Raw genomic sequence first — 24,209 nt, 5'->3', positions numbered from 1 at the left:
GACAGGACATAGTGGGGGTGGAATTTTTTCCCGGTCTTTGGAAGAAATCCACGTCGGAAAGCGAAGAAAGCGGAGCCTCTTCTCTGTTCCTGCACTCTCTTAAATATGTATTATGATTGGCCAGGGAGAAGAAAGGCTCGGCTCTCCCCACTTTCTTTAGGAAAGGGAGAAGAGAACAAAGCAAGCAATTGTAAAGAACAGGGAGTATTGGTATGTGTGTTGATCTGTTTTTCTGTGTGTTTGTAGTGTATGTTTTTGAGAGGAAACGAAAGAGAGGCGAAGATGAAGAGAGACGTTAATTTTGAATTTTTGTCCTCCACTTCTGTCTCAAGGTTTCAGGTCATCTTATCGAAAAGAATGAGTATTGTCAAAAAATAGAGCTTTCTTGATGTAGTGGAATATTTCAAAATAATATTTAAATACCAAAAGATAATGGAATAAAGCCATTTTTGAAGAGATTAAATTTTGTTTTTTATGGACATATCGTGTTCCTTGCAGGGAATTCTTCTCATCGATAAACCGCCTCATATTTCCAGTTTTGATGTCATTCGTAGCGTCCGAAGGACTTTAAACATAAGGAAAATCGGACATGCGGGCACTTTGGATCCTTTTGCCTCCGGATTACTCGTTTTGGCGATGGGAGAAGGAACAAAAGTTCTTTCTGAGCTCATTCTTGCGGAGAAAGAATACTCTGCCGATATAATTTTTGGTGCGACGTCTTCTACAGATGATCGAGAAGGCGTTCTTTCTCATACGACGGAAAATATTCATTTTTCAAAAAAAGATCTCCTCGGAGTATTTCCCAATTTTTTAGGAGAAATTGATCAGATTCCTCCTCTCTATTCGGCGCTTAAAATCTCAGGAAAAAGAGCATGTGATCGAATGAGAGCTGGAGAAAATATTGAAAAGCAAATAGAGAAGAAAAAAAGAAAAGTGAAGATTCTCGAGATAGAAGTTTTGGATTTTGAATATCCACGGGCAAAAATCAGAGTCCATTGCGGCTCAGGAACATATATTCGAAGCTTGATACGTGACATTGGATCTGAGCTTAGGACGGGAGCGTATGCGAACGAACTCCGCCGAACAAAGATTGGGAATTTTGATGTGGCAAAAGCGAAAAACATGGAAGATATTTCAGAAAACGATATTCTCGAGCTGAAACCAGAATTTTTCCCATTTCCATCACTTGAAATTTCAGAAAAAGAAGAAGAAATGGTGCGACTTGGAAAATCCTTTTTTTTAGATAAAAACAAAAATTTCGACAGTCAAAAAATTTCACTTTTTCGAAAACAGAGAATGATCGGATTTGCAGAAATTCAAAAACACGGAGAAGAATATGTGGTTCAGCCACGGAAACTTTTGACACCATAGAGAAACATCCTTTTGAATTTTCTCAAGAAAACTTGTGTTTCAAAATAGGAAACCGTACTCTTTTTTACGAGTTTTCTTCAAATACGAATGAATATTCTTTCCAGAATGAAACAAAAACTTTTTGGTCCGCTCGGTGCTGGGGCTGGGGCATTTATTCTTGCGGTTGCTTCCACCATGAGCTATCTCTTGGGATGGCTTCGAGATGCGATATTTGCAAGAACATTTGGCATAACTGCATTCACCGATTCATACTTTAAAGCATTCATACTTCCCGATTCTCTCCTCACAATTTTTATTACTGGAGCGCTTCTCGGAATTCTGATTCCGCTCTATGTTCGTGCGCAAAAAATATCCGAAGAAGAAGGAGCCAAAACATTTGGAGATTTTTTCTTTGTTCTGAATAGTTTTTACGCTATCGCAGCTTTTCTCTGTCTCCTTTTTTTGGGTCCGATTCTTTCTCTATTTTTTCCCGAAACATCGGTCGAGCAAATGCCAGTTCTCCTCCAAATTACGAAAATGTTAATTTTTTCGAATTTTTTCTTTGCCCTTTCGAATTTTCTAGGGCATTTTCTTCTCGCCCACAAACGATTTTTTGCGTATTCCATTGCACCACTTTTGTATAATCTCGGAATTATTTTGGGAATACTCGTGGGAAGCTCAGAATATGGAATTTATTCCGCAGCGTATGGTGGACTCTTTGGCGCAATGCTGCATTTTCTCCTCCGCCTTTATGATTTCCTCAAATCTCCCGGAAGATTTGTGATTTCGTTTGATATTCATAATCCACTCTTGCGAGAACTTCTTCGAAGCATGTGGCCGAAAGTTATTTCTCTTCTTTCCCTCCAAATAGGTTTTTACTTTTTTGCCCGCATGGGAGACGGAATTTTAGGAGAAGGGAATTATTCTTCTTTTCAATATGCCCGCAATCTCCAAAGTTTTGCCGTTTCTCTTTTTGGGATTTCTTTTGCGACGGCGGTTTTTCCATTTCTCGCCGATTTTGTTGCAGAAAAAAAAATGGATCATTTTCTTTTTCGTTTAGAAAAATCTCTTGGACAAATTCTTTTTCTCGCCCTGCCATCGGCAGTGGGAGTGATTCTTATTGCGCCAGAAATTGTCAGACTTGTGTATGGAGTTCAGGAAAACAACATTCTCACCGTGATGGCACTTATTCCGCTTGCTCTCGCGATTCCACTCGAAAGCATGAATCACCTTCTCGTAAGAGCATTTCATGTGCTCAAAAATACATTCATCCCCATGATCGCGAGTCTTCTTTTTCTCACTGCTCTCATTTCTTTTTCACTTCTGCTTGTTTTCGAATTTAACTTTGGAGTTGAGGCATTCGGAATCGCATACTTTTTGAGTTTCGTAGTGCAAGTCATTTTTTTGTTCCTACTTCTTCCAAGACTTGCGGGATCATTTCCGTGGAGTGATTTTTTCCCAAAAATTCGAAAAACATGTTTCATCTCTGCCATTATGGGAATTTCAGTATTTTTTACGATCGAGTTTCTTAGAAATACGCATTATCTTCCGCGCTTTGCCGTGGCAGTATGTGTGGGAATAGTGACATATTTTGCTGCGGCACTTCTCCTCAAATCACCAGAAGTGTACGAAGTGCCATTTTGGAAATGGTATCCACTCTCTCGAAAAAAATCTCAGACAAGTATTCAAAAAATTGATGATAGCGTATGAAATTTTTTCGGAAAAAAATTCGGCGGCGATCGATTTTTCGAAACATATTTTTCGAACTCATCTTATGTATGGGATTTTTCGTGGGAATATACCTTTTTCCGAAAGTAGAAACGCGGATAGAGATCTGGAGAGCAGAAAGGGATCTTCAAGAATATAGCGAGCGAATCGCTGCTATAAAGAATGTTGCGTCGCCATATAGAGAGAGTCCGGAAATCGCTCAGTCTTTCGAAAAAATATCACTCTCGGAAAATTTTTCTGAAAAAATCTCTCACTTAGAAGAGAAAGATATTCCGAAAGAAAAAATTCTTACAGTTCCTTTTATATGCCAAAATCCATTTCGTGATGAAGCTCATTGGAAGTTTCATGAAGAAAGTTGCGAGGAAGCAGCACTGCTGCAGACATATCTTTTTATGACGAATTCGTCTGCATCTCCAGAGAAAGCGCATGAAATTATTTTGGACATGATCGAATGGGAAAAGCGCCCAGAAAATTTTGGAAGACACAAAGATCTCCTCGGGGAAGAAATGAAGCAATTTATTGTGGGATATTATCATCTCCCGGAGGAATCGGTATTTCACGTCAAAAATCTCAATAAAATTCTTATTCAGAAAATTATCACTTTGGGATATCCACTTATCGTTCCCATTCAGGGAGACCTTCTCCGGAATCCGTTTTATCCGTATCCCGGATATCACATGCTCACGGTTATTGGATTCACAGAAGATCGCGTTATCACGAATGATGTCGGCACAAAACGGGGTGAAAAATACTCTTATGAATGGGAGAGATTTTTAAGCGCCAATCTTCCGGTAGGGAATGATGCGTTTGTGATTTTATCAACAGCCAGGAAGAAGGAATAAGGAAGTAGGAAGTAGGAATCAGGAAGTAGGAATCAGGAAGTAGGAATCAGGGAGCAGGAATATGGTTTTGTAGAAGTGACACTCTTCGAGTGGTAGTTTTTGGTATTGGTCCCTCCCTAATTCCTTATTCCTAATTCCTTATTCCTGCTTCCTTCATTGAATTTCTCCTTCTTTTCTGCCACAATATTTTTGATGTTTCAGCGCTACTCGCCCGATATCGGCCTGCTTCTTTCGGTCCTTTTCCTCGTGGCATTTGGACTTTTCATGTTGAGCTCTCTCAGTGTGTACAATTCTTACTCGAAAGTCTTTGCGCAGCAGGTAGTTGACTATTGTGACGCTCATGAAGAAATTCCAAACTGTCAGCAAGAAGAAGGACGTCGATATGCAGAAGGTTATTGTCAGGAGAATAATTGTAATAATCTCTATTTTGAAAGACAGGTAGTCAATGTGTTTATTGGTCTTCTCCTCGGGTTTTTAGCATTCATTATTCCTATGGGAGTATGGAGAACTCTGGCGCCAGTATTTTTTGTCGCAGCATTTCTTCTCCTTTGCCTCGTATTTACTTCTCTCGGAACGGGGTATGGAACCTCAAAAAGTTGGCTGAACATTCCCTTATTTCGATCGGTTCAACCCGTGGAGGCAGCAAAACTCGCTATGATTTTTTATTTCGCTATTTGGATGTCAAAAAAACAAAATACCATCCAAACATTCCAAGGAGGGTTTCTTCCTTTTGTTATTCTTGTCTCTGTCATGATCATTCCCGTCGCTTTTCAGCCGGATTTTGGATCGGTACTTGTCCTCGGAATTATCGGAGTCACTATGTTTTTTGTCGCAGGAGGAAATATTTGGCACATCATTGGGGGAAGTATTGTCGCGACGATGCTCTCTTGGCCAATAGTTTTTTCGCATGCCTACATCAGAGCCAGATTTTTTGCTCTTTTCATGAGTGATCTCGCGCTACAAGATGATAAATATCAGTTGGATCAATCTCTTATGGGAATTGGGAGTGGGGGATTTTTTGGAGTAGGACTCGGAAACAGTACCCAAAGGTCAGGATGGCTTCCGGAAATTCAAGGGGATTTTATCTTTTCAGGAATAGCGGAAGAAATGGGTTTTTTTCGGATTCTCCTTCTCCTCCTCGTGTTTATTTACATTGCGCTCAAAGGGTTTCAGATTGCAAAAAATGCTCCTGATCGATTTTCATTTCTCGTAGCAGTAGGAGTGACTTCGTGGATTATATTTCAGGCAATTATCAATATTCTTGTGACGCTCGGACTTTTTCCCCTCACGGGAATTACTTTTCCCTTCCTGTCCTATGGAGGATCTTCACTCGTAATGTTTTTGTTTGGAATAGGTCTCCTTCTCAATATTTCCTCTCTTTCTCCACCAGTCGTTTCTCGGGAAACCACAAAGCTGAAGGGAAAAGGAGTGTATGCATAAAAATTCTCTCACCCTATTTCTATGAAAATTTTGTTTGCTGCTGGAGGTTCAGGCGGTCATATTACTCCCGCTCTTGCCGTTGCAGATGTGATCCAAAAAAAATCGAAACATACAGAGATCGTATTTGTGAGTTCAAATGCTGCACTTGATGATGAAATTTTTTCCGCACATTCTCAAAAATATCGAAGGCACACTTTGTCACCGGCAAAATTTCGCAGATATTTTTCGCCTCAAAATATTCTTGATATTTTTCGCGCTCCAAGAGTATTTCGAGAAGCATGGAAAATTCTGAGAAAAGAAAAACCTGATTTGGTGTTTTCTAAAGGTGGATTTGTTGGATTTCCCATAGGAATGGTGGCAAAAATTTTGAGAATTCCCGTTATTATTCATGAGAGTGATATCGCTTCTGGTCTTGCGAATCGTATGCTGCGAAAGATCTCCAAAAAAATTCTCACTTCGTTTCCCACGGGAGAAGGAGAATGGGTTGGAACGCCAATCCGTGAAGAAATACTGAATGGAGATGCCAAACGAGGAAGAGAATTTTTGGGATTTCCTGAAAAAGAAAAAATTCTGCTCGTTATTGGAGGAAGTCAGGGAGCGGAAATAATAAATCAACTTCTTCTTTTCTCTCTCGATGAACTCTTAAAAAAGGCATGCGTTGTGCACATTTCTGGACGAGGGAAGTCCGCAAGAAAAGACACAAATAGGTACCGCAGTTTTCCCTATCTCGGGTCAGAATATGGCGATGTTCTCGCTGCAGCTGACCTTGCCATCTCGAGAGCTGGAGCGAATTCGCTCTTCGAATTTGCTGCGCAAAAAAAAGCAATCCTTCTTCTCCCACTCCTTTCTGCTGCAAATAATCATCAGAAAAAAAATGCTGAATTTTTTGCTTCTCGCGGAGCAGCAAAAATTTTATATGAAGATCATTTGAGTTCTGGTGAATTTCAAAAAACAGTTTCTGCTTTTTTGGAGGATGAAACCACTCGAAAGAATCTTGAAAAAAATATTGCCACACTCGCGCAAAATGGCGCATCTCAGAGGATTGCCGAACTCCTTATTCTTACGGCAAAAGAAGTCGCGGAGAGAATTTCACTTTGATTTTTTTGAGCTTTTCGAGTAGCATTTGGAGGTCGCCTTTTTCCCACTAAGAGTGAAAAAAATTGATATTCTTAAAAGAGAATTACGGTTCTTGCCATTTTCACGGAAACTCGTCCTTTTTGGGGCTTTTGGTGTGCTTCTCTCTCTTTTCTTCCCATGGGGAACTCACAGCGGGAAAATCACGAGTACTCTTGGATTTGAAGCGGAAAGTTTTAATGCATTTGGCATTTTTTCCATATTCGGGTGGCTTCTTCTTCTCATTCAGTGCGTGTCACTTCTTCTTCTTGTTCGGGAAATGATCACGAAAAATGGAACTTTTCGAGGACTCGCCAATTCTGTATTATGGATTATTTTAGGAGCTCTCGGCATGTACACTATTTTTATTGCGCTTTTTATCTTGAGTTCATCATATCTCACAAATAAAGATAGTAATTTTGAAGTCCAAATCAGCGTCTTTCTCGCGCTTTTTTTAGAAACGCTTCTGCTCCTCGGAGGATGTATGGGAATGAAGGATGAGGTAAAGCGCCACACAAAGGAATCTTTGTCGAAATATCACACCGTTGATACCTCTCATATCCATCTTGAGCCAGAAGTACAGGACGAACAACTTTCATTTGGAGATTATGACGAAAAAAACTGACACAATTGTTTCATCGGAACCTCTCGAAAAAAAAGCAGCGACTCCTGTTTTTGAATTTGTTGAACACGATGAAAACGAAAAATCTTCTGATATCAATTATGACGAACTCTTGAATGTGCGTGTGAAAGTACGTGGGGAACCAGAAGAAGCACAGGATTCAAATATTGTTTTTTACTGTTGGGAATGCAAGCACATCATTGCGGCACAAAAAAAGAAAACGAAGAAAGTAAAATTTGTATGCTCTGAGTGCAAAAGTGGAGATGTGTACTTCGGAACGGAAAGGGGAATAAAGGGATATTTTCACCTTGCTGCCTAGTGTTCAATTTTCACGAATGATACATAAAGTCTTTTGTCTTTCATCCATGACACTTAAGTCCATTTGTTACTCATAAAACATAAAATGTGAGCCACAAAGAAATTTGTAGAGAATCTATGAGCGACAAAGATTATAGAGTTTTTACCTTCGTGTACCATGAAACTAAAATTTGAAGCCAATTAGGGATATTTATCCAATTCCATAAGATTAAAATCTCATGAACAATCAAAAAATCACTGTGAAAGGCACAGAAATAATCATTTTTTAGCAAAAGAAAAGCGATTATATTTCGTTGACGGATATAGCCAGAAATAAAAATCCTGAAGAACCGAAAGATGTTGTAAAAAACTGGATGAGGGTCAGAAGCACAATAGAGTTTTTGGGGCTATGGGAGATGGTTAATAATCCTAGTTTTAAAGGGGTCGAATTCGACTCCTTTAAAAATGCGGCAGGGAGCAATAGTTTTGTTCTATCTCCTCAAAAATGGATAGAAAAAACAAATGCTATCGGGATTATCTCAAGATCAGGTAATACTGGCGGAACATTTGCCCACAAAGATATCGCATTTGAATTTGCTTCGTGGATCTCCGCTGAATTCAAGCTCTATTTAATAAAGGAATTTCAGCGACTAAAACTGGAAGAAAATGAAAGAAAGGCGCTTGGGTGGGACGCGAAACGATTATTGGTGAAAGCAAATTACAAGGTTCATACGGATGCGGTAAAAGAATATATCGTTCCTTCACAAATTTCTCAAAAGCAGAGAGATTTTATTTACGCGGATGAAGCTGATGTTTTGAATATGGCTCTTTTTGGAATAACCGCGAAAGAATGGCGTGACCAAAATTCTGGCAAGAAAGGGAATGTTCGCGATTATGCCAATGTGACTCAATTGGTTTGCCTGTCCGGCTTAGAAAGTTTAAATGCAGAATTTATCAGGCAAGGTCTATCACAAGGAGACAGATTAAAGAAGCTTAATCAAATAGCGATTATCAAAATGGAATCTCTTTCGGGAAATCCAAGTATTAAGAAATTGGAAAATTAATTTTTATACTGAATATTAGGGAAGAATTCGTAGTGAAAGATCTATGGAACCAGCAGAATGCGTAAGGAAACCGCAAGAAATTACGTCAACTCCCGAATGGGCGTATTCCATAAAATTTTCTGCATGGATGCCGCCAGATGCTTCGAAGAAAATATTTTTTTGATGATATTTTGCTTTTGAAATTTCCGAAAATATATTCCGAATTTCTTTTGCAGAAAAATTGTCGAGGAGAAGAACTCCCGGCCACTCTGGTGATTGTTTCTGAAGCACTTTCAATAAGGAAAATAGGTCGGATGCGGTTTCCACCTCAATCTCCCAAAAACTTCCAAAATTGTTCTTTTCAAATGTCTTCGCGTTCGCAATGAGGTGCGCTACCTTCTCTATTCCCTCGGGGAAAAGAGCGAGGTGATTTTCCTTTACGAGAATTGCATCAGAAAGTCCGAGCCGATGAGAGAGTCCTCCTCCTACAGCTACTGCTTTTTTATCGAGCATGCCCCAAAGAGTTTTTCTCGTAGCTGCGACAAATACTCCCGGAGGAAGTACATCTGCAATTTTTTTGGTTTCCGTTGCAATTCCGCTCATTCGAGAAAGAATACTCAGCATCATTCTTTCCCACTGAAGAATTGTTTTTGCGCTTCCGCGGAGATCACAAATATTTTCATGTTCATGGAAAGCATCACCATCAGCGTATTTCCAAGAGATACTCAGCTTTTCTCCAGAGGAAGCATTCCAAAAATCAATCTCTTCCCTTCCGGCAAGTATTCCGCTCATTCGAGCAGTAATTCCGGCACTTTTTTCTTCGTCATGATCTCCAAGGAGGAATTCGGTCGTGATATCATTTCCATCATTCGCGATTTCACGAGTACAGAAATTAAGCACATACTCGACGTACTTCGCGTTGTTCATCATGAGAACTGAAGAACGATCCTGTGGAATTTGCGGCATAATCAAAAGAAAAATACGTTTGTATTTTGGTCTTTTTTCTTTCAAAAACAAAGGGGTTCCTAAAACACCTCCAGCACATTCTCTGAACTGGGAGTATTATCAAGACTCGTTCCTGCGGAACTAATTCGCACGATATTTATGATGATTGCCCACGCAAGAATGGTCATTAGGAGTCCGAGCACGGACCAAATAATAGTTTTTTTTGCAGCAGTCATTCCGTCTTCTTCTCCGACAGAAATAATATATCGAATTCCGCCAACGATAATCATTACTCCAGAAGCTGTTCCGCAAAGATACAAGATGACATTTATCACCTGAAGAAAAGTGTGATCAATTTTTCCCTCTCCGCTATTTCCCGGAAGCGTTACCATTTCGGGCGGAACATCATCACAAATAGCTCCGCCCGAAGCATTTTTTAAAGTTTCGCACAGGCTATTTCCGAGAAGTCCTGATGGCGATATTTGAAAAAGGAACATGCTCGCAAACATTGTAATCAAAAGAATTCCCAGAACGGTATGAAATTTGTGTGGGGTCATGTGCGGGTAAAAGTAAGTTTTGTAATAGCTTCAACGGCAGCATAAGCAATCACCACGAGAACAATGCCGACAACTGCATACACAAGAAGTGATTTTGCGTGTTTCAACTTTTCCTCATCGCCATAATTGACAACAAAAAGAACTCCAGAAACAATAAGAACTCCAAGAGTAGCGGTACTCATGAGCGCAAGAACTATTTTAATAATTGCAGGAAGGAATTCTGTTTCGATGTTTCCCTCAGGAGGATTTCCGTTCGGACGTTGCTCCTTTGTAGGGATAACTCGCGCTTCAAAAACATTCGGAGAAACGGAATTATTCGTTGAAACTTTCTGAGAAATTGTATTTTGGAGTGGCGTTGCGGTGAATGCAAAGACTTGAATTGCCACTCCAAATAAAAGTGGAATGATGGCAAAAAGATGGATGGAGTGTGATGATATTTTATTCATAATTTCTGCTGGCAAAATAAACAATTACTCAGTTGTTCCGGGGAAAGGAATATTTTCGATAATTGCCACAATAACAAATGCAAACATAGCAATAAGGAGGCCAATAAGTGCCCATGTAATTGCCTTTACTCCTTTCCCTCTTCGCTCCGAATTTTCTCCCGCAGTAAGAATGAGGATGCCTCCTCCCATAAACATGATGACCGCAACACCAGCGGCAAGACCCAAAAAGTAAGAAATCCACCAAGGGAGAGCTTCGCTCAGAATCCAAGTTTTTGTGAGGAGATCTTGTGGTCCACTGGTATTCATTTGCGAATCATTACATGGATTTCCAAGGAGTCCGGTATCACATTTCTCCGATCCTTCAGGAAAAATTGGAGGGACCACCTGTGCGGAAAAGATGTTAATTCCAGTGATAAAAATACTCGCCAAAAATCCAATAACGAGTGATATTCCCGCAAAAATAAATTTTCCAATCAAATGAAAACTATTTTTTCCTCTTTTTGATCGATGGCGAAATAGTGAAAATTTCATGTAAGTCGAAAGAAACTTGGATTGATAAAATTGAGGAGAAGCGCTGAGAGAAATACAAGGACAAGCCCAAGAAGGGCTTGAGTAATTCGTTGTTTTGCGGCATCTGTTTTCGAACTTTCTCCTCCTGCACTCATGTATTCAAATCCTCCAACAATGAGTATGAGAACCGAAAAAATCGAAACAACTCCCATTCCAAAAAGGAAAACTTGTGAAACATACTTTCCCATAATATCCACAGCTGTCGCATCTTTTTTTATTTCAAATCTTCCCGTCTCATCTTGTCCTGGAAAGGGAGCGAGGAGTTCTATACAATCTGAAGAATTTGGCGGACACCCTTTTTTCGCATCAGGAATTTCAATCTTTTTACCGCCCTCTTCTACTGTTGCTCCTGCAGAAGCAATATTTTCAGAATCCAGAAAATGGATTTCTCCTGAAATTTCAGAGAAAATTCCAAGAGAAAATATCGCCAGAAATGCAATGATTTTTATTTTTTTCATATTATGTTCCAAGTGTGTACAAAGCGACCTGAAAGAGTTTTATCAGCGCATATGATCCAAGAACAACGAGAATTCCGACGATAGAATAGGTCATGAGATCTTTTCCCCGCTCTACGCGAGATTCGTCTCCCGCTGAGAAAATCCAAAATCCAGCACCGATCATAAATGTGGCAATCGTTGCGAGCACCACAGTTCCCGTAAGGAGCCGAATGAATGAAAAGCTGAGCTCCCCCATGTTTGCATATGGTGTTGGATTGATATTAAAATTCTTTGGTCCAAGATCAACTCCTTCTGATTTGTATTTTAAGATATTATTTTTTTGTCCTAATGGATCTGCGCTTACACCAGCTTTTGCTCCTTCGAAGGCTTTAGATGTAGAATCAGATCCTTTTTCTGAAGTTGTACTGCCTCCTCCATCCGCTGGTACTACTGTAGCTCCGGGAGTTGCAAATACCGTGTTTTTCAATCCAACAACATTTCCCAAAAAAGTGTTGAGAAGAAGTACTCCAAGAAAAATTCTGATAAATGTGTGTGTTCGCAAGAAATGCATATTTTTTAATATTTTTGTTTCTTTTCATTATATCTCAAAATACGTATTTTCTCAAGGAAACTCTGAAAAATGCGAACTCCTTCGTCATCTGCGGCAAAAAATTCCTCATCGTACTTTCAGTACGTTTGCGGATTTTTTGCCTTGATTCCTCGTATTTCATCATTTTTCAGAGTTTCCTACACAGTGCATAACCCCAAAGAATTTTCTCTTTTTGCTTATTTATCACCGTTTTCTCAAGACAGAATGCATTTCGAAAATGGAGGGAACACAGAATATGCGTCCCCTCCAAAGTGGCGATTGCCACGCATTCGTTGACAGCTAGTCTTCACAATCCATTTCCGGAAGCGGGAACCTCTCTTCTTCACCATTCCAAACCGAGAACTCATAGGTGAAGAATTGAAATCCCCGGCGCGTAACGAGGCGTGCTCCGAGCTCGGAAAGAACGAACTCTGCTTCGACCTTTGCCGGAGGAACCATGAGTGTCATTTCCACATGGAGCGCATATTTCTTGATGCGCTCGGGAGATGACCAGATGATCCAGAATTCCGACTGGTCCTTATATGGCAGAGCGATCGTCCTCATTGTGTCCGCAGAGAGACGCGCAGTTTCTCCTCTCCCGCCGTACGATTTGTCCTCAGTGTACGCTTCCAGGTCGAAGCGGTGAGAAGTAAGAGAAGTTCCATCGACGACGATGGCGTCGTTTTCATCTTCGTCAATTCCGTCGAAGATTTTAATGTCGAGTGCCATGGGTTTCAGGTGAGAAGTGAGTTCCTCGCGAAGCTCGATGGAATCATCCACTGAATCCTTTTTGGAGGCGCCTTTGTACGCGCCGAGAAGGAAAAGTGCGAGGATTCCGAGAGTGAGTGTCAGAATAGTGCCGCGGAATCGTGGTTTTCGTGTCACGAAAAACCTCCTTTTTGGAGTGAAGAAAGTGAAGGAAAAGCCGGCACAAATGTCCACATTCACTCGGTTGACAGAGCATTACTCGTGAAGCCGAAGTGACTGCAGACAAATACCGACTTTACATATGTCAAAGATCATACCGATATGATCCTTGAGAAAAAGTTTTTCTTCGAATTCCATTTTTTGATGGGTTCTATTTTTGCGGCTTGAGAAGCTTGTACTTCTCATAACGATTGTGTCGACGGAAGTCGTCGACAGATTTTTTTAAATTAGAACTCAGAGGAATATTTTGTATGGGAATTACCAAATAAGGGTGGCATCTCCAAAAGAATAAAATCGATATTTTTCTCGAATCGCCTCTTCATATATATCTTTTACAATTTGAATACCATCAGTTTTTTGAGGACTCAAAAACGCAGCAACAAGCATAATGAGCGTGCTTCTCGGAAGATGAAAATTTGTGAGAAGATGGTCAACCACCTGAAATTTTGCTGGAGGAGAGAGGAAGAGCTCAGTTTTTCCTGTTTTTGGCATAAGTATTCCATTTTCCGCACAAGATTCTAGTGTTCGAAGCGCTGTTGATCCAACAGCGGTAATTTTTTTCCCAGAATTTTTTGCTTCCTGAAGGCGCGTTGCGGTTTCTTCGGAAAGAGAAAACCATTCCGAGTGCATTTTATGATCCGTAATATTTTCTGTTTTTACGGGAAGGAATGTTCCTGCACCAACATGGAGAGTGACATACTCTATTTGGACTCCATTTTCCCTAAGTTTCTCCAAAAGTTCAGGTGTAAAATGGAGTCCTGCCGTTGGAGCAGCAACAGATCCATCATTTTTAGCATATACGGTTTGGTATCGCTCAGAATTTTCCAATTTTTCATGAATATACGGAGGAGTTGGCATCTCTCCAAAATGTTCGAGAAATTTTTGAAAATGTGAGCTTCGAAATTGGATATGTCTCAGTCCATTTTCTTCGATATGTTTTACCTTTATTTCTGTTCCATCTCCAAAAGTGAAGGTCATTCCGATCTGAAAAAATTTCCCTTTTCGAACCATGCATTTCCAGATGTTTTCTGAGGAAGGAAGAAGTTTTTCGAGAAGGAGAATTTCTTTTTCCTGTATTCGAATTCTCGCAGGAATAACGCGACTATTGTTGAGCACGAGAACATCATTTTTCCCAAAAAGAGAAAGTACATCTTTGAATTTTTTATGAGTGATTTTCTTTTTTCCACGATCATAATAGAGAAGGTGAGACTCATCCCGATGTGCTAAGGGATGCTGTGCAATGCGTTCCTCGGGGAGAAAAAAATCAAATTGTGAGAGTTCCATCAGAGAAAAGAGAGTTTTTGAAGATCATCGAGAATTGCAATCCATGTTTTCCCCGCTAAAAAGGAAATCGGGTTTTTATCGAGATCAAAAAATTGAATCTGGGCATCGCGTGAGGATTTTTTCCACGTGCCGCGAATAAAACTTCCATTCTGGAAAAATAGAATATTTCCCGTCCCGATATTTTCCATTTTCATTCTTCCTTTCGGATCATCAGGAATTGGCCACATGCGAGCTTCCATGACGACAAGGTTTTGTACGGAGATATCGAGAGAAGACGATTCTTGAGAGCGTACGAAAGATTCTCTTTCTTCATCCCATACCCAATCTGCAATATATTCTGGTGCAGAAAAATTTGTGCGAATTTTTAAAACTTTTTCTGCAGAGAGAGGAATACGAGAAAAATTCCAAATATTCTCTATGAGAACGGAAAGACTATTCGTATCTTTAGAGGATGTAATATATCTTCTGATTTCAGCAAGACTCGTAAAGAGGTTATGCGGCGCTGGATACTCCAAATCTCTCCAAAATGTTGGATTCTCCAAGGAAAAATACCCATCGTCAATATCAAGAATACTCCTCAGAGTTCTGAGTTCTGCAAGAACCTCATCGCTTCCTCCCGCATGGACAAAAGCGCCATGAAGTGGTTTTAAAAAATCAAGAAAATATGGGCGGGCGCTTCGAATTGGACCAACTTTTTCTGTATTTTGTCGTGATGAAAAAAATGCGAGAAAACGAGTAATTCCACCTTCTGCCACGGCTTCAACAACAAGTGGTGATTCATCAATCCCCACCTGTCCTTTTCTGGCGCTGAGGAGGTTATCGATCATAATTCCAACGACGTACTCAAATCCAATTTCACTCCTCTGTATGGATATCCCATCGAAAAAAGAAGTTTGTTCTTTCGGTGGACTAATAAAAAAATTGGAAAAAAAAGAAGTGTACTCCGAGGGCAATGTTCCAGATTCAGTGAAGAGCGGGGCAATCGGCTCCCTCAACTTTTCTTGAGAAGAAGTTTTCCCCGAAGAGAAAATAAATTTTTGGAGAGGGGCATACTTCCATTCTCCGAATCCCAACAAGAGAAAAAATATGAATGTGATACCCACAAACCAAATTCGATACATAGTTTATTGCGAAAATCTGGAAAGGAGTTATTCTTTCTTTTTTTCGCTGCCCTTTTCCGGAGCGCTCTCTTTTGGAGCTTCTCCTTCTGGTGCTGGACCGGCAGCGGCGGTTATGGCGGCGGCAGCAGCGGCAGCGGCGGCGGCAGCAGCCTCTTCTTCTTCTGCACGATCTTTTCTCGGTGCTGCAGCAGAAATAATAACATCGTCTGGATTATCTACAGCGACAACTCCTTCAGGGAAAGAGAGATCTTTGACAGAAATATGGTCGTGATAGTCTGAGAGAGAAGAAATGTCGACCGAAATATCATGAACCAGATGTTTTGGAAGACACTTCACGTGAACTTCAGATTTAGATGTCACAAGAACAGCACTCTTCTCCTTTACAGCAGGAGCAGTTCCAATAAATATGAGAGGAATAGCAGTTTCTACCTCTTTCATCATATCGATTGCATAAAAATCAATATGCTCAAACTGGGAAGAAATCGGATCGTAATCCACCTGGTGCACAAGAGCAGGAATAATTTTCCCCCCAAGAGAGACATCGACTACAGTTGATTCTCCCGAAACTCGAAATATTTTTCGAAACGCCTGATATTCGACAGAAACATGAAGCGTTGTCCCCTTGAGTCCCGGACCGTAGATAACCGCTGGTATTTGTCCCATGCTTCTCAACTTTTTGGCTTCGCCTACGTCAGCTCGTGTTTCTACTGTAATTTGTGAGGTTTGCATGATTATGAAAAAAGAAGATGTTTTTGAAACGAAAAGTTGTGGGGGGAAAAGAAGAACACCGCAAGAGAGGCATCTGGTGCCGAGAGTGGGACTCGAACCCACACTCCTTTGCAGGAACGAGATTTTGAGTCTCGCGCGTCTACCAATTTCGCCATCTCGGCCTGCGAATAAAAAATGTAAAGACTCCGCTTTTTCCCCAAGGCTGAAGGATTTTAGGTTTTTCGAGAAAGAGAGTCAAGATGTTTCCGAACAAGCTTCCTTAGAAAAATTCTCAGAGATCTTTCTCAGAAAAAATATCAAAAATAATATTTGGGGCAATTCCTCTCGAATGTAAAAATCGGAAAAGTTTCTCTTTTTTCTTCTTTTTTTCAAGATTCGGAGACATAAATTTGAGTTTTTGTTCAGTCAATTTTTTGGCGAAATCATGCTCATCTTCATCGGAAACATTTAAGAGAGCAGCATCAATTATTTCAGAAGAGACGCCTTTTTTTCTGAGTTCAGAGCGGAGCGCACTTTTTCCTCGAGGAGAAGTTTCTGTGCGATATCGCAAATATTCCTCCGCAAAAATTTTGTCATTGAGGAGTTTTTGATCAAAAAGCTCACGAAAAACTATCTCAATCTCATTTTCTGCACCGCGAAATTTTTTCAGAAGTTTTCTCCGAAGTTCATCTTCAGAATGATTGCGCATTCCGAGATATTTGAATGCCGCGTCACGAATGTTTTGAAGAATTTTTTGGTGTTCCATGCTTCTAAAAATAGATTCTGCTTTTGCTGTAATGTAAAATATAAAATGTAAAATGTACAAAAAAATCTCAAATCCTAATGTTTAAAATTTAAAAATTAGAATTTGTTTTAAAATTTTACATTTTATATTGTTCCACCTCGTGGAATTCAGGATCATCTCCCACACGGCTTTCCGCCGGCAATTCTTGTCCCTGATATTTTGCTGACGATTTTTTCCCATACGGAATTTCTGCAGGAGAACTCATTTGTTCAAATGCGATCTGACATACTCGCATTCCCGGATAGAGTGCGATTGGCATTTTGTTTACATTCGAAATTTCCAGAGTAATTGTTCCTTCGAATCCGGCATCAATAAATCCGGCGGTAGAATGTACAACAATTCCAAGACGGCCGAGCGAACTTCTCCCTTCAACTCGTGCAACGATATCATTTGGGAGTGCAATTTTTTCAAGGGTAACTCCCAACGCAAATTCTCCGGGCTGAACAAGAAACGGTTCGTCCCCATGAATCTCGATCATGTGAGTGAGATTCTCCTGACCGCTGAGTTTTTTTGGATCAAGAAGCACATATTTCCCCGCCTTGTACACCTTAAAATATTTCCCCAGTCGAAGATCCATTGAAGAAGCATGAATTTGATCCAGATAACCATCGTTCGAAGAAAGAATTCGAATCGAACCATCCTGAATCTTTGCCTTAATGTCACGATCGGAGAGAACCATGGGGGGAAATTTTAAATTCTAAATTTTGAATTTTAAATTAAATTCTCATGAAAAATGTTTAAAAATTAAAAATTAGAATTTATTTAGAAATTAAAAATTTCAAAATTAAAAATTTTCATCTCAGCTTCACTTTTTTTTGTAAACAACACTCGAAGATCTAACATTTTCCATTACCCGAACTTCTCCACAATCTCCTCTGCAATTCCGGTGTAAGACTGAGGAGTAAGATTCTGAAGCGCATCCTTTGCTTCCTTCGGAATTTTGAGATCTCCCACAAATTTTTCATATTCCTTTCTCGTGATTCTTTTTCCACGAGTGAGTTCTTTGAGTTTTTCATACGGATGTTCCACTCCATATTTTCTCATGACTGTTTGTACCGCTTCTGAAAGTACTTCAATATTTTCTTCGAGGTCCTTTTCTATTTGGGTCGTGTTCACTTCTAATTTCTGAATTCCTTTTGAGAGGCTCGAAAGTGACAAAAGCGTGTGACCGAATGCAACTCCGATATTTCGCTGAAGAGTCGAGTCGGTCAGATCTCTTTGCCATCTGGAAATAGGAAGTCGCTCTGCAAAAAGGTGAAAAAGGGCATTGGCAATTCCGAAATTTCCTTCGGAATTTTCAAAATCAATCGGATTTACTTTATGCGGCATAGTGGAACTCCCCACTTCTCCTTCCTTGAGTTTTTGCTTGAAATATCCAATGGCAATGTATCCCCAGATGTCACGAGAAAAATCGGTACAAATTGTATTTAATCTGAAAATATTATGAGAGATTTTTGCGATGAAATCATGAGGTTCAATTTGATCAGAAATTGGTTGCCATGTAAGACCGAGAATCTCCACGAATGTTTTGGAAATTTCAAGCCAATTCACCTTTGGAAATGCCACCACATGAGCGTTATAATTTCCCGTCGCTCCGTTTATCTTTCCCAAAAAATCAACACCTTCGAGTCCTGCAAGTTCTCGCCGGAGACGAGCATAAAAATTAAAAAGCGCCTTGCCCACAGTTGTTGGTGAAGCCGGCTGTCCATGAGTGCGGGCAAGCATCGGAATTCCTTTCCATTCTCTACTTTTTTCCCCAATAAGGTCAGCGACTTCCGTAAATGCAGGAAGAAGACATTTTCGTATCGCATCCCTCAGCATCATAGCGTAGGCAAGATTATTTACGTCTTCAGATGTACAAGCAAAATGAATCCATTCCACTACATCTTTTAATGATGTCGCTGCGAATTTTTCTTTCAAAAAATATTCTACTGCCTTTACGTCATGATTCGTCGTTTTTTCAAAACTTTTAATTTTTTCCGCATCTCCCTCAGAAAAATTCTCAGTGATATTTTCTAAAATTCTTTTTTCCTTCTCGGTGAAAGCTCGAAGTTCTTCAATGTCATTTCGGTCGCTCAAAAATTGAATCCAAGAAATCTCAACTCTCACGCGATAATACATGAGGGCTTTTTCTGAAAAAAATTCTTTCAGTGGCTCAATTTTATGGCTATATCTTCCATCAAGAGGCGAAAGAGCCGTGAGTGGCGAAGTCATGCTTGGGAGAAAAAGGCGCTGTTATTATAGGGGAAAAAGAGAAATTCGGCGATGGAAGTAGGAAGTAGGAAGCAGGAAGCAGGAATTAGGAATTCTCATAAAAGTTGCATGCTGTTCTTTGGATATACCTTTCCACAGTGTTCAAAGGCATGTTCTGTGGCGATGCGCCCTTTGGGAGTCCTCTCTAAAAATCCGAGTTGAATAAGAAATGGTTCATAGATTTCCTCAATTGTTTCTTTTTCCTCAGAAAGCGCTGCTGCCAAAGTGGAAAGTCCAACTGGACCTCCTGAAAATTTTTCGATAATTGTCGTGAGGAGTTTTCGATCAGTAGAGTCAAGCCCAACATGATCAATGCCCAAATGGCGAAGAGCTTTTTCTGCAAGGGATTGTCCAATAGTTTCCGTGTTTTCCATGTCGGCAAAATCTCGAACTCTTTTGAGAAGTCTATTTGCAATTCGTGGAGTAGAGCGTGCTGACTCAGAAAGAAATTTTCTTGCGTCATCTTCCAGCACACACTCTAAAATTTTAGAGCTTCTCTCGAGAATTTTTTCAATTTCTTCCGGAGCGTAAAATTCGAGTTTATGAATACTGCCAAACCGATCTCTGAGTGGTGAAGAGAGCGATCCCATTTTTGTGGTAGCACCAATAAGGGTAAAAGGAGCAAGGGAAATTCTCATAGATTTTGCGCCGGGTCCATTTCCGACCATGAGATCCAGAGCATAGTCTTCCATTGCAGAATAGAGAATTTCCTCAATAGAGGTCTTGAGGCGATGAATCTCATCAATAAAAAGCACATCTCCTTTTTCCAAATTCGTAAGAAGTGCCGCCAAATCTCCACCTTTTTCAATTGCTGGACCAGAAGTTATTTTCAAGTTTCCCCCCATTTCATGGGCAATAATATGTGCCAACGTCGTTTTCCCGAGCCCGGGCGGACCATAGAGAAGAATGTGCTCGAGGGGCGCGTTTCTTTTCCGTGCTCCAGAAATAAACACGTGGAGATTCTTTTTAATTTGTGCTTGTCCCACATATTCTTCAAATGTTTTCGGTCTTAGGCCGACTTCAAAAAGATCTTCACTTACGCGAATTTCTGGTTTTATTGGCGATGGAGAACGAGAAATACTCATTGAGTTTTATGAATGATACATCTATTTGTATTGTAGGGAAGGCAATGGAAAGATACAAGGATGAGTCTTCACCAGTACATGAGAGAACGATAATCAATAGGTATAGCGTAGGTATAGATTATACCTTTCCAGTGTATGCGATGTTTTATGAATAGTAGGCGGACGCGACTGAAATGACTGAATTCAAAAATATTTTTCAATTAAATTCACTTTGATAGGCTTTTTTCTTCAAATAAAGATAAATTTGGCATTTTTTTTTGGCGAAGAGTAGACGGGATAAATCGCTGAACGATGGGGTCAAAAACTCTTTTTTTATTTAACTTACTTCTATTTAATCTCCTTGCAGATAACTTTTTCCAAATATTGTCTGCAAATTTTATTTCTTCATCATTAAAACCATATCCTTTTTTTAGAATTTGCTCATTTGTGATTTTTAAAATTTGGTCTATGCTTACTTTATTTCTCATCATTTTATCGATGGTTGAAAGGAGCTCAGCGTTTTCAATTCTAAAGGGGAGAAGTATTTTTTCTGCTTCGCTTGGCATTAATTCTAAAACACCTCCCCCATAACTACGACCAACAATCTCAGCAAATGCTAAAGAAAGTGAATTGTAAAAGCTAGCTATGAAGGCGTCTTTATTAGTATCTTTTTTCATAAATACACGGTGCATTGTATCCGTTGTATGGGCATTGGCTTCATTCAAAATCAATCGAGGATATAAGTTGTTTCTTCTGATAAATAAGGCATCGGATAACTTTATTGAGGGGATCACAAACCAATCATCACGGATACCGGTTTTGTAGCCTTTGTTTATTTCCATTGATTCGCCTAATTTAATGTAAGAGTTTGCTCCACTGTGCTCGTTAATTTCTTTCTTTGGCGGGAATACTAATAAATGAGTTTTGGCTTTTGTTTGTCTGTTTAGCTTCCAATCTTCTTTTGTAAAAATTACACTGTTCACCTGAACACTTCTTCCAACCATTGGCTTAGCATATTCTTTTAAGTCATATGTTTCTACCACAGGCAAAGGAACCGTGAAGTAATCATTAGACCCCGTAGTAATTCCGACTTCAACATTTGCATATTTTCCAATAGTAGGGATATTTCTTTTTACTGAAATTTTTTCGAGAAAGTTAATTTCTTCCTGTGCCAAGAAATAATATGTCCACTTGTTTGATTTGAAATCAATTTGTTTTGAAGGACTTTTTAGCCTGTTTACATCCAATTTTTCAAGATCGGAAGCATCTCTTAGCTCTAAATGCTCAATCAAGTGAGAATTACTTCCATTCTTTTCGCAAAGTAATAAAACAACTTCTTGCTGAATATCTGGAAACACTAATTTCTCAAAAGAAATAATATTGATTTTATTATAAAAGTGAGCCAAAAATTCACGTAATTGTTGTGCATAAGAAACTTGTAAGAGCTCTGCTGGAATTACAAAGCCAATTTTCCCTTTGTCTTTGAGTAACAAACTTGAGCCTACAACAAAAGAAACCCATGCATTGGTAAGTTTTGAATATTTTAGTTTTGCCCGATTAAAAACCTTGATGGCTTCATTTTGCTGTTCTTCCTGAAAATATTGATAACGAATGTAAGGTGGATTTCCAACCACTAAATCAAACTTCTGCGTGGTTTCATTGCAATACAAATGAAAGTCAGTATTAATTACTGATTTTTTATTGAGCATGATTTTATCTGCTTTGATAGCTTCTATTTTGTCAAATTCAATTGCGGTAACTGATTTGAACTTATAGTTATTTGCTTTTAGTTGTTCGATAAAAACGCCATCTCCACAACTAGGCTCTAAAATTTCATAATCAGAACTTCCACTGATGCCCCATTTTAAAATGAATGCAGCAATTGGCTCAGGTGTATAAAATCCACCTCTCAATTTCACGGCTGTTGCGTTCTTAATTAGCTTCATACAATTCTTTGATTAACGGGATTAATGAATCTTCACTACCTAAATCGTATAATTTGGCTAATAGCTTTTCTAGGTTGGCTTTCTCTCTTGCAAATTGTCCTTGCAATGGAATTAATGCCCTTTTATTTCCTACGTTTACATCTATTTGGTCATAAATTTTAATTAACTCCTTTTGTATTTTTACGATACTATCGTGTAATGTTTTTTCTTTTGTATTAGTAAAATCAATTTTACGAATCGGCAAATTCTTTAATACCTTTGTTCCTCTTGCAATATAACCACCTCTGAAAACTTCACCATACAAAGCACTGAACCATTCTAAGTATTTTGAGTTTAAAATGGCTTGAATGTAATAAGCCGAATAATCCGAATTCGTTGGAACAGCAACGACACAATAACCGGCTGTTCCACCTGATGAAATTAATGTTCTATAAACATCAATAGCGTATTTATCGCCGACCGAAAGAACACCAACAATAATTTTTAAGGGCAGCCCGCAACTTTCCAAGCTTTGATGTCTGCCGTATCTGTGCCACTCATTTTTAGTTTTGGGTGTCGGCTTAATGTCTCTTTTTGGATTGTTCAAAATTGCTTTATGCTTTTGCAGATATTTATACGTAAGTGGAAATTTCTCTTGGATGGTGATAAGCGAAATTAATTCAACTCCTTTCACGGTATTTTTATACGGAAAAATTACTCTAGCGTTGGGTTTGAATGTTCGGTAGGTGTTCAAATTGTCTTCACCTGTTGAAGTTTGGAAATATGGCTTAGTAATTCCCTTTTCAATTTTATAATCAACGTGCTTTTTGGAAAAATAATAATATTTTGCATCTTCCTTGGTAGGAGTGAAAATGTAAATATCATTAGCACTGGTTTGAATACCGTTGAAAATATTTTCATCCCCAACCAAATCAACCAATTTGACGCTTTGAGAAATAATTTTATTGTAGGCATTTGTCAATTCAGGAGGAACCAACACCCAAGCTTGACCATCTAATTCAGCTGTGCTTTTTGACGCATATTTAATCGCTTCAAGTTTTCGTACTTTCCAACTTTTTAAACTTTTTACTTCTGCATACTGAAAAGTTTTTTGTGGCTGTTTATTTAAGATGAGTAAGCAAGTATAGGTTGTTTTGTCTGTAAATACTTGGTTTGCCCCAAACGAAACAATGGAGTGCAAATATCCTTTGCTTGAAAGTTCCTCTCTTAATTTCTTACCTGCTCCAACTTTTGTCAACTTGCTCGGAACGATATAGCCCAAAACTCCTTCATTGGTAAGCAAATTTACTCCTTGTTCAATAAACAAAAAGTATTTATCAAACTGTTTGTAAGCAGAAACAAAATTCATTTTATATAGTGGTAATTCAAAAGGCGTAATGTTTTTCATGTCCTCCAACTTCATATATGGTGGATTGCCAACAATAACATTAAATTTAAGTTTGGAAAAATCAAAAGGATTGATAATCACTTGGGCTTTTTTTGTTATTACTTGTTTTGGATTTAATAAACTGTTCCCGAAGAAGATATTGCTCGCCAAATCAGGTAGAACAGGCTTGCTTGAATTGGTTGAATTCACATCCTCGTCTTCTAATAATTTTAGCAATAAGCCAAATTTAGTAGCTTCAACAGCGTTATAATCCTTATCAATTCCAAAGACGCAGCTCAATAAAAGTTCTCGCTTTATCTTAAAGGAAAGTTTATATGTGTTAATGTTTGTTCGAATGAGTTTTGATCTGTCTGTTTTTAGATAGTAATCAATCAAAATGTCATTCAACAATTGGAATAATTCTAAAAGAAATGCACCTGAACCGCAGGAAATATCTGCAAATTTAAGTTTCAGTATTTCTTTTTCAGTTTTCCCTGTGCATTTTGGTAAAACCGTGTTTCTTAAAATATCATTGATAATAAAAGTCGGTGTTGTGATAATATCCTTGTCAATATTTTCAGGTTTTTTTACTAATGCAATTGATCCATTCTCAATAGCTAGTATTATTTCCAATAAATAATTTCGTGTGATATACTTGGGACGATATTTTTCTTGATACGCATGAAAAAATATATCGTTCATCTTTCTCAAAAGGAAAAAATACAAATACAGAAAATATTACAAAAAGGAAAGCAT

General features: G+C 39.0%; 22 protein-coding genes, 1 tRNA gene and 2 pseudogenes. 8 read left to right on the top strand and 17 right to left on the bottom strand.

Translation table 11 applies throughout. The features are described 5' to 3' along the window. Positions 1-474: 474 nt before the first annotated feature. The 8 genes and pseudogenes from truB (at position 475) to HZA38_00450 (ending at position 8,456) form a co-directional block, all read left to right on the top strand. Positions 475-1,371, top strand: a complete 897-nt coding sequence (truB, locus tag HZA38_00485) for a tRNA pseudouridine(55) synthase TruB (GenBank protein ID MBI5413977.1) — start codon at positions 475-477, stop codon at positions 1,369-1,371. 87 nt (positions 1,372-1,458) lie between these two features. Continuing rightward, entirely contained in the window at positions 1,459-3,060 is a 1,602-nt protein-coding gene (locus HZA38_00480; GenBank protein ID MBI5413976.1) for a polysaccharide biosynthesis C-terminal domain-containing protein, read from the top strand. A gap of 80 nt (positions 3,061-3,140) precedes the next feature. Continuing rightward, positions 3,141-3,920 (top strand): hypothetical protein, encoded by a 780-nt coding sequence (locus HZA38_00475; GenBank protein ID MBI5413975.1) that lies wholly within the window; start codon positions 3,141-3,143, stop codon positions 3,918-3,920. A gap of 264 nt (positions 3,921-4,184) precedes the next feature. Further along, the gene (locus HZA38_00470) at positions 4,185-5,360 is read left to right on the top strand and encodes a cell division protein FtsW (protein MBI5413974.1); all 1,176 of its coding nucleotides are present in this window, start codon (positions 4,185-4,187) and stop codon (positions 5,358-5,360) included. Between the two features lie 21 nt (positions 5,361-5,381). Further along, complete coding sequence (locus tag HZA38_00465) at positions 5,382-6,458, top strand: UDP-N-acetylglucosamine--N-acetylmuramyl-(pentapeptide) pyrophosphoryl-undecaprenol N-acetylglucosamine transferase (protein ID MBI5413973.1); 1,077 nt, start codon at positions 5,382-5,384, stop codon at positions 6,456-6,458. A 52-nt stretch (positions 6,459-6,510) separates the two neighbouring features. Further along, positions 6,511-7,098, top strand: a complete 588-nt coding sequence (locus HZA38_00460) for a hypothetical protein (GenBank protein MBI5413972.1) — start codon at positions 6,511-6,513, stop codon at positions 7,096-7,098. Continuing rightward, on the top strand, positions 7,082-7,414 hold the full coding sequence (locus HZA38_00455; protein MBI5413971.1) for a hypothetical protein: 333 nt from the start codon (positions 7,082-7,084) through the stop codon (positions 7,412-7,414). Before HZA38_00460 ends, HZA38_00455 begins: the two co-directional genes overlap by 17 nt. A 217-nt stretch (positions 7,415-7,631) precedes the next feature. Then, a pseudogene (locus tag HZA38_00450) lies at positions 7,632-8,456 on the top strand (KilA-N domain-containing protein). Between the two features lie 15 nt (positions 8,457-8,471). Here HZA38_00450 and HZA38_00445 read toward each other — a convergent pair. From HZA38_00445 to HZA38_00365, 17 genes and pseudogenes are all read right to left on the bottom strand, one after another. Beyond that, positions 8,472-9,401, bottom strand: a complete 930-nt coding sequence (locus HZA38_00445) for a hypothetical protein (protein MBI5413970.1) — start codon at positions 9,399-9,401, stop codon at positions 8,472-8,474. A 59-nt stretch (positions 9,402-9,460) separates the two neighbouring features. Then, positions 9,461-9,937: a hypothetical protein gene (locus HZA38_00440; GenBank protein MBI5413969.1), complete on the bottom strand. Its 477-nt coding sequence runs from the start codon at positions 9,935-9,937 to the stop codon at positions 9,461-9,463. Next, positions 9,934-10,383 carry a hypothetical protein gene (locus HZA38_00435; protein MBI5413968.1) on the bottom strand — a complete coding sequence of 150 codons (450 nt, stop codon included), beginning with the start codon at positions 10,381-10,383 and terminating at the stop codon, positions 9,934-9,936. The genes HZA38_00440 and HZA38_00435 overlap by 4 nt, the downstream gene beginning before the upstream one ends. Positions 10,384-10,407: 24 nt before the next feature. Continuing rightward, entirely contained in the window at positions 10,408-10,914 is a 507-nt protein-coding gene (locus HZA38_00430) for a hypothetical protein (GenBank protein MBI5413967.1), read from the bottom strand. Next, the gene (locus HZA38_00425) at positions 10,911-11,411 is read right to left on the bottom strand and encodes a hypothetical protein (GenBank protein MBI5413966.1); all 501 of its coding nucleotides are present in this window, start codon (positions 11,409-11,411) and stop codon (positions 10,911-10,913) included. Before HZA38_00425 ends, HZA38_00430 begins: the two co-directional genes overlap by 4 nt. Before the next feature lies 1 nt (position 11,412). Next, on the bottom strand, positions 11,413-11,952 hold the full coding sequence (locus HZA38_00420; GenBank protein MBI5413965.1) for a hypothetical protein: 540 nt from the start codon (positions 11,950-11,952) through the stop codon (positions 11,413-11,415). A gap of 327 nt (positions 11,953-12,279) precedes the next feature. After that, on the bottom strand, positions 12,280-12,864 hold the full coding sequence (locus HZA38_00415) for a hypothetical protein (GenBank protein ID MBI5413964.1): 585 nt from the start codon (positions 12,862-12,864) through the stop codon (positions 12,280-12,282). A gap of 300 nt (positions 12,865-13,164) precedes the next feature. Beyond that, positions 13,165-14,190 (bottom strand): tRNA preQ1(34) S-adenosylmethionine ribosyltransferase-isomerase QueA, encoded by a 1,026-nt coding sequence (gene queA, locus HZA38_00410; GenBank protein MBI5413963.1) that lies wholly within the window; start codon positions 14,188-14,190, stop codon positions 13,165-13,167. Further along, positions 14,190-15,266, bottom strand: coding sequence for a DUF3048 domain-containing protein (locus HZA38_00405; protein MBI5413962.1), 1,077 nt, complete (start codon positions 15,264-15,266; stop codon positions 14,190-14,192). The genes queA and HZA38_00405 overlap by 1 nt, the downstream gene beginning before the upstream one ends. Positions 15,267-15,338: 72 nt before the next feature. Continuing rightward, the gene (locus tag HZA38_00400) at positions 15,339-16,040 is read right to left on the bottom strand and encodes a 50S ribosomal protein L25 (protein ID MBI5413961.1); all 702 of its coding nucleotides are present in this window, start codon (positions 16,038-16,040) and stop codon (positions 15,339-15,341) included. 74 nt (positions 16,041-16,114) lie between these two features. Beyond that, a tRNA-Leu gene (locus tag HZA38_00395) sits at positions 16,115-16,201 on the bottom strand. Between the two features lie 110 nt (positions 16,202-16,311). Further along, positions 16,312-16,785: a regulatory protein RecX gene (locus tag HZA38_00390; GenBank protein ID MBI5413960.1), complete on the bottom strand. Its 474-nt coding sequence runs from the start codon at positions 16,783-16,785 to the stop codon at positions 16,312-16,314. A 115-nt stretch (positions 16,786-16,900) separates the two neighbouring features. Then, positions 16,901-17,503, bottom strand: coding sequence for a dCTP deaminase (locus HZA38_00385; protein ID MBI5413959.1), 603 nt, complete (start codon positions 17,501-17,503; stop codon positions 16,901-16,903). Positions 17,504-17,673: 170 nt separating this feature from the next. Beyond that, complete coding sequence (gene purB / locus HZA38_00380) at positions 17,674-19,038, bottom strand: adenylosuccinate lyase (GenBank protein ID MBI5413958.1); 1,365 nt, start codon at positions 19,036-19,038, stop codon at positions 17,674-17,676. Between the two features lie 95 nt (positions 19,039-19,133). Then, positions 19,134-20,162 carry a Holliday junction branch migration DNA helicase RuvB gene (gene ruvB, locus HZA38_00375; GenBank protein ID MBI5413957.1) on the bottom strand — a complete coding sequence of 343 codons (1,029 nt, stop codon included), beginning with the start codon at positions 20,160-20,162 and terminating at the stop codon, positions 19,134-19,136. Positions 20,163-20,368: 206 nt separating this feature from the next. Then, complete coding sequence (locus tag HZA38_00370) at positions 20,369-22,087, bottom strand: class I SAM-dependent methyltransferase (GenBank protein MBI5413956.1); 1,719 nt, start codon at positions 22,085-22,087, stop codon at positions 20,369-20,371. Continuing rightward, a pseudogene (locus HZA38_00365) lies at positions 22,074-24,209 on the bottom strand (Eco57I restriction-modification methylase domain-containing protein). Before HZA38_00365 ends, HZA38_00370 begins: the two are co-directional and overlap by 14 nt.

The sequence above is a fragment of the Candidatus Peregrinibacteria bacterium genome (assembly GCA_016220175.1).
Classification (GTDB): domain Bacteria; phylum Patescibacteriota; class Gracilibacteria; order CAIRYL01; family CAIRYL01; genus JACRHZ01.
Note: the sequence above shows the minus strand (reverse complement) of the source record. Positions and strands in the feature narration are given on the sequence as shown.

What these genes read in the sequence shown, in the direction of transcription:
- truB (MBI5413977.1), top strand. Translation starts at nt 475, where the DNA reads ATGGACATATCGTGTTCCTTGCAGGGAATTCTTCTCATCGATAAACCG.
- HZA38_00480 (MBI5413976.1), top strand. Translation starts at nt 1,459, where the DNA reads ATGAATATTCTTTCCAGAATGAAACAAAAACTTTTTGGTCCGCTCGGT.
- HZA38_00470 (MBI5413974.1), top strand. Translation starts at nt 4,185, where the DNA reads ATGTTGAGCTCTCTCAGTGTGTACAATTCTTACTCGAAAGTCTTTGCG.
- HZA38_00465 (MBI5413973.1), top strand. Translation starts at nt 5,382, where the DNA reads ATGAAAATTTTGTTTGCTGCTGGAGGTTCAGGCGGTCATATTACTCCC.
- HZA38_00455 (MBI5413971.1), top strand. Translation starts at nt 7,082, where the DNA reads ATGACGAAAAAAACTGACACAATTGTTTCATCGGAACCTCTCGAAAAA.
- HZA38_00445 (MBI5413970.1), bottom strand. Translation starts at nt 9,401, where the DNA reads ATGCCGCAAATTCCACAGGATCGTTCTTCAGTTCTCATGATGAACAAC.
- HZA38_00440 (MBI5413969.1), bottom strand. Translation starts at nt 9,937, where the DNA reads ATGACCCCACACAAATTTCATACCGTTCTGGGAATTCTTTTGATTACA.
- HZA38_00435 (MBI5413968.1), bottom strand. Translation starts at nt 10,383, where the DNA reads ATGAATAAAATATCATCACACTCCATCCATCTTTTTGCCATCATTCCA.
- HZA38_00430 (MBI5413967.1), bottom strand. Translation starts at nt 10,914, where the DNA reads ATGAAATTTTCACTATTTCGCCATCGATCAAAAAGAGGAAAAAATAGT.
- HZA38_00425 (MBI5413966.1), bottom strand. Translation starts at nt 11,411, where the DNA reads ATGAAAAAAATAAAAATCATTGCATTTCTGGCGATATTTTCTCTTGGA.
- queA (MBI5413963.1), bottom strand. Translation starts at nt 14,190, where the DNA reads ATGGAACTCTCACAATTTGATTTTTTTCTCCCCGAGGAACGCATTGCA.
- HZA38_00400 (MBI5413961.1), bottom strand. Translation starts at nt 16,040, where the DNA reads ATGCAAACCTCACAAATTACAGTAGAAACACGAGCTGACGTAGGCGAA.
- HZA38_00390 (MBI5413960.1), bottom strand. Translation starts at nt 16,785, where the DNA reads ATGGAACACCAAAAAATTCTTCAAAACATTCGTGACGCGGCATTCAAA.
- HZA38_00385 (MBI5413959.1), bottom strand. Translation starts at nt 17,503, where the DNA reads ATGGTTCTCTCCGATCGTGACATTAAGGCAAAGATTCAGGATGGTTCG.
- purB (MBI5413958.1), bottom strand. Translation starts at nt 19,038, where the DNA reads ATGACTTCGCCACTCACGGCTCTTTCGCCTCTTGATGGAAGATATAGC.
- ruvB (MBI5413957.1), bottom strand. Translation starts at nt 20,162, where the DNA reads ATGAGTATTTCTCGTTCTCCATCGCCAATAAAACCAGAAATTCGCGTA.
- HZA38_00370 (MBI5413956.1), bottom strand. Translation starts at nt 22,087, where the DNA reads ATGAAGCTAATTAAGAACGCAACAGCCGTGAAATTGAGAGGTGGATTT.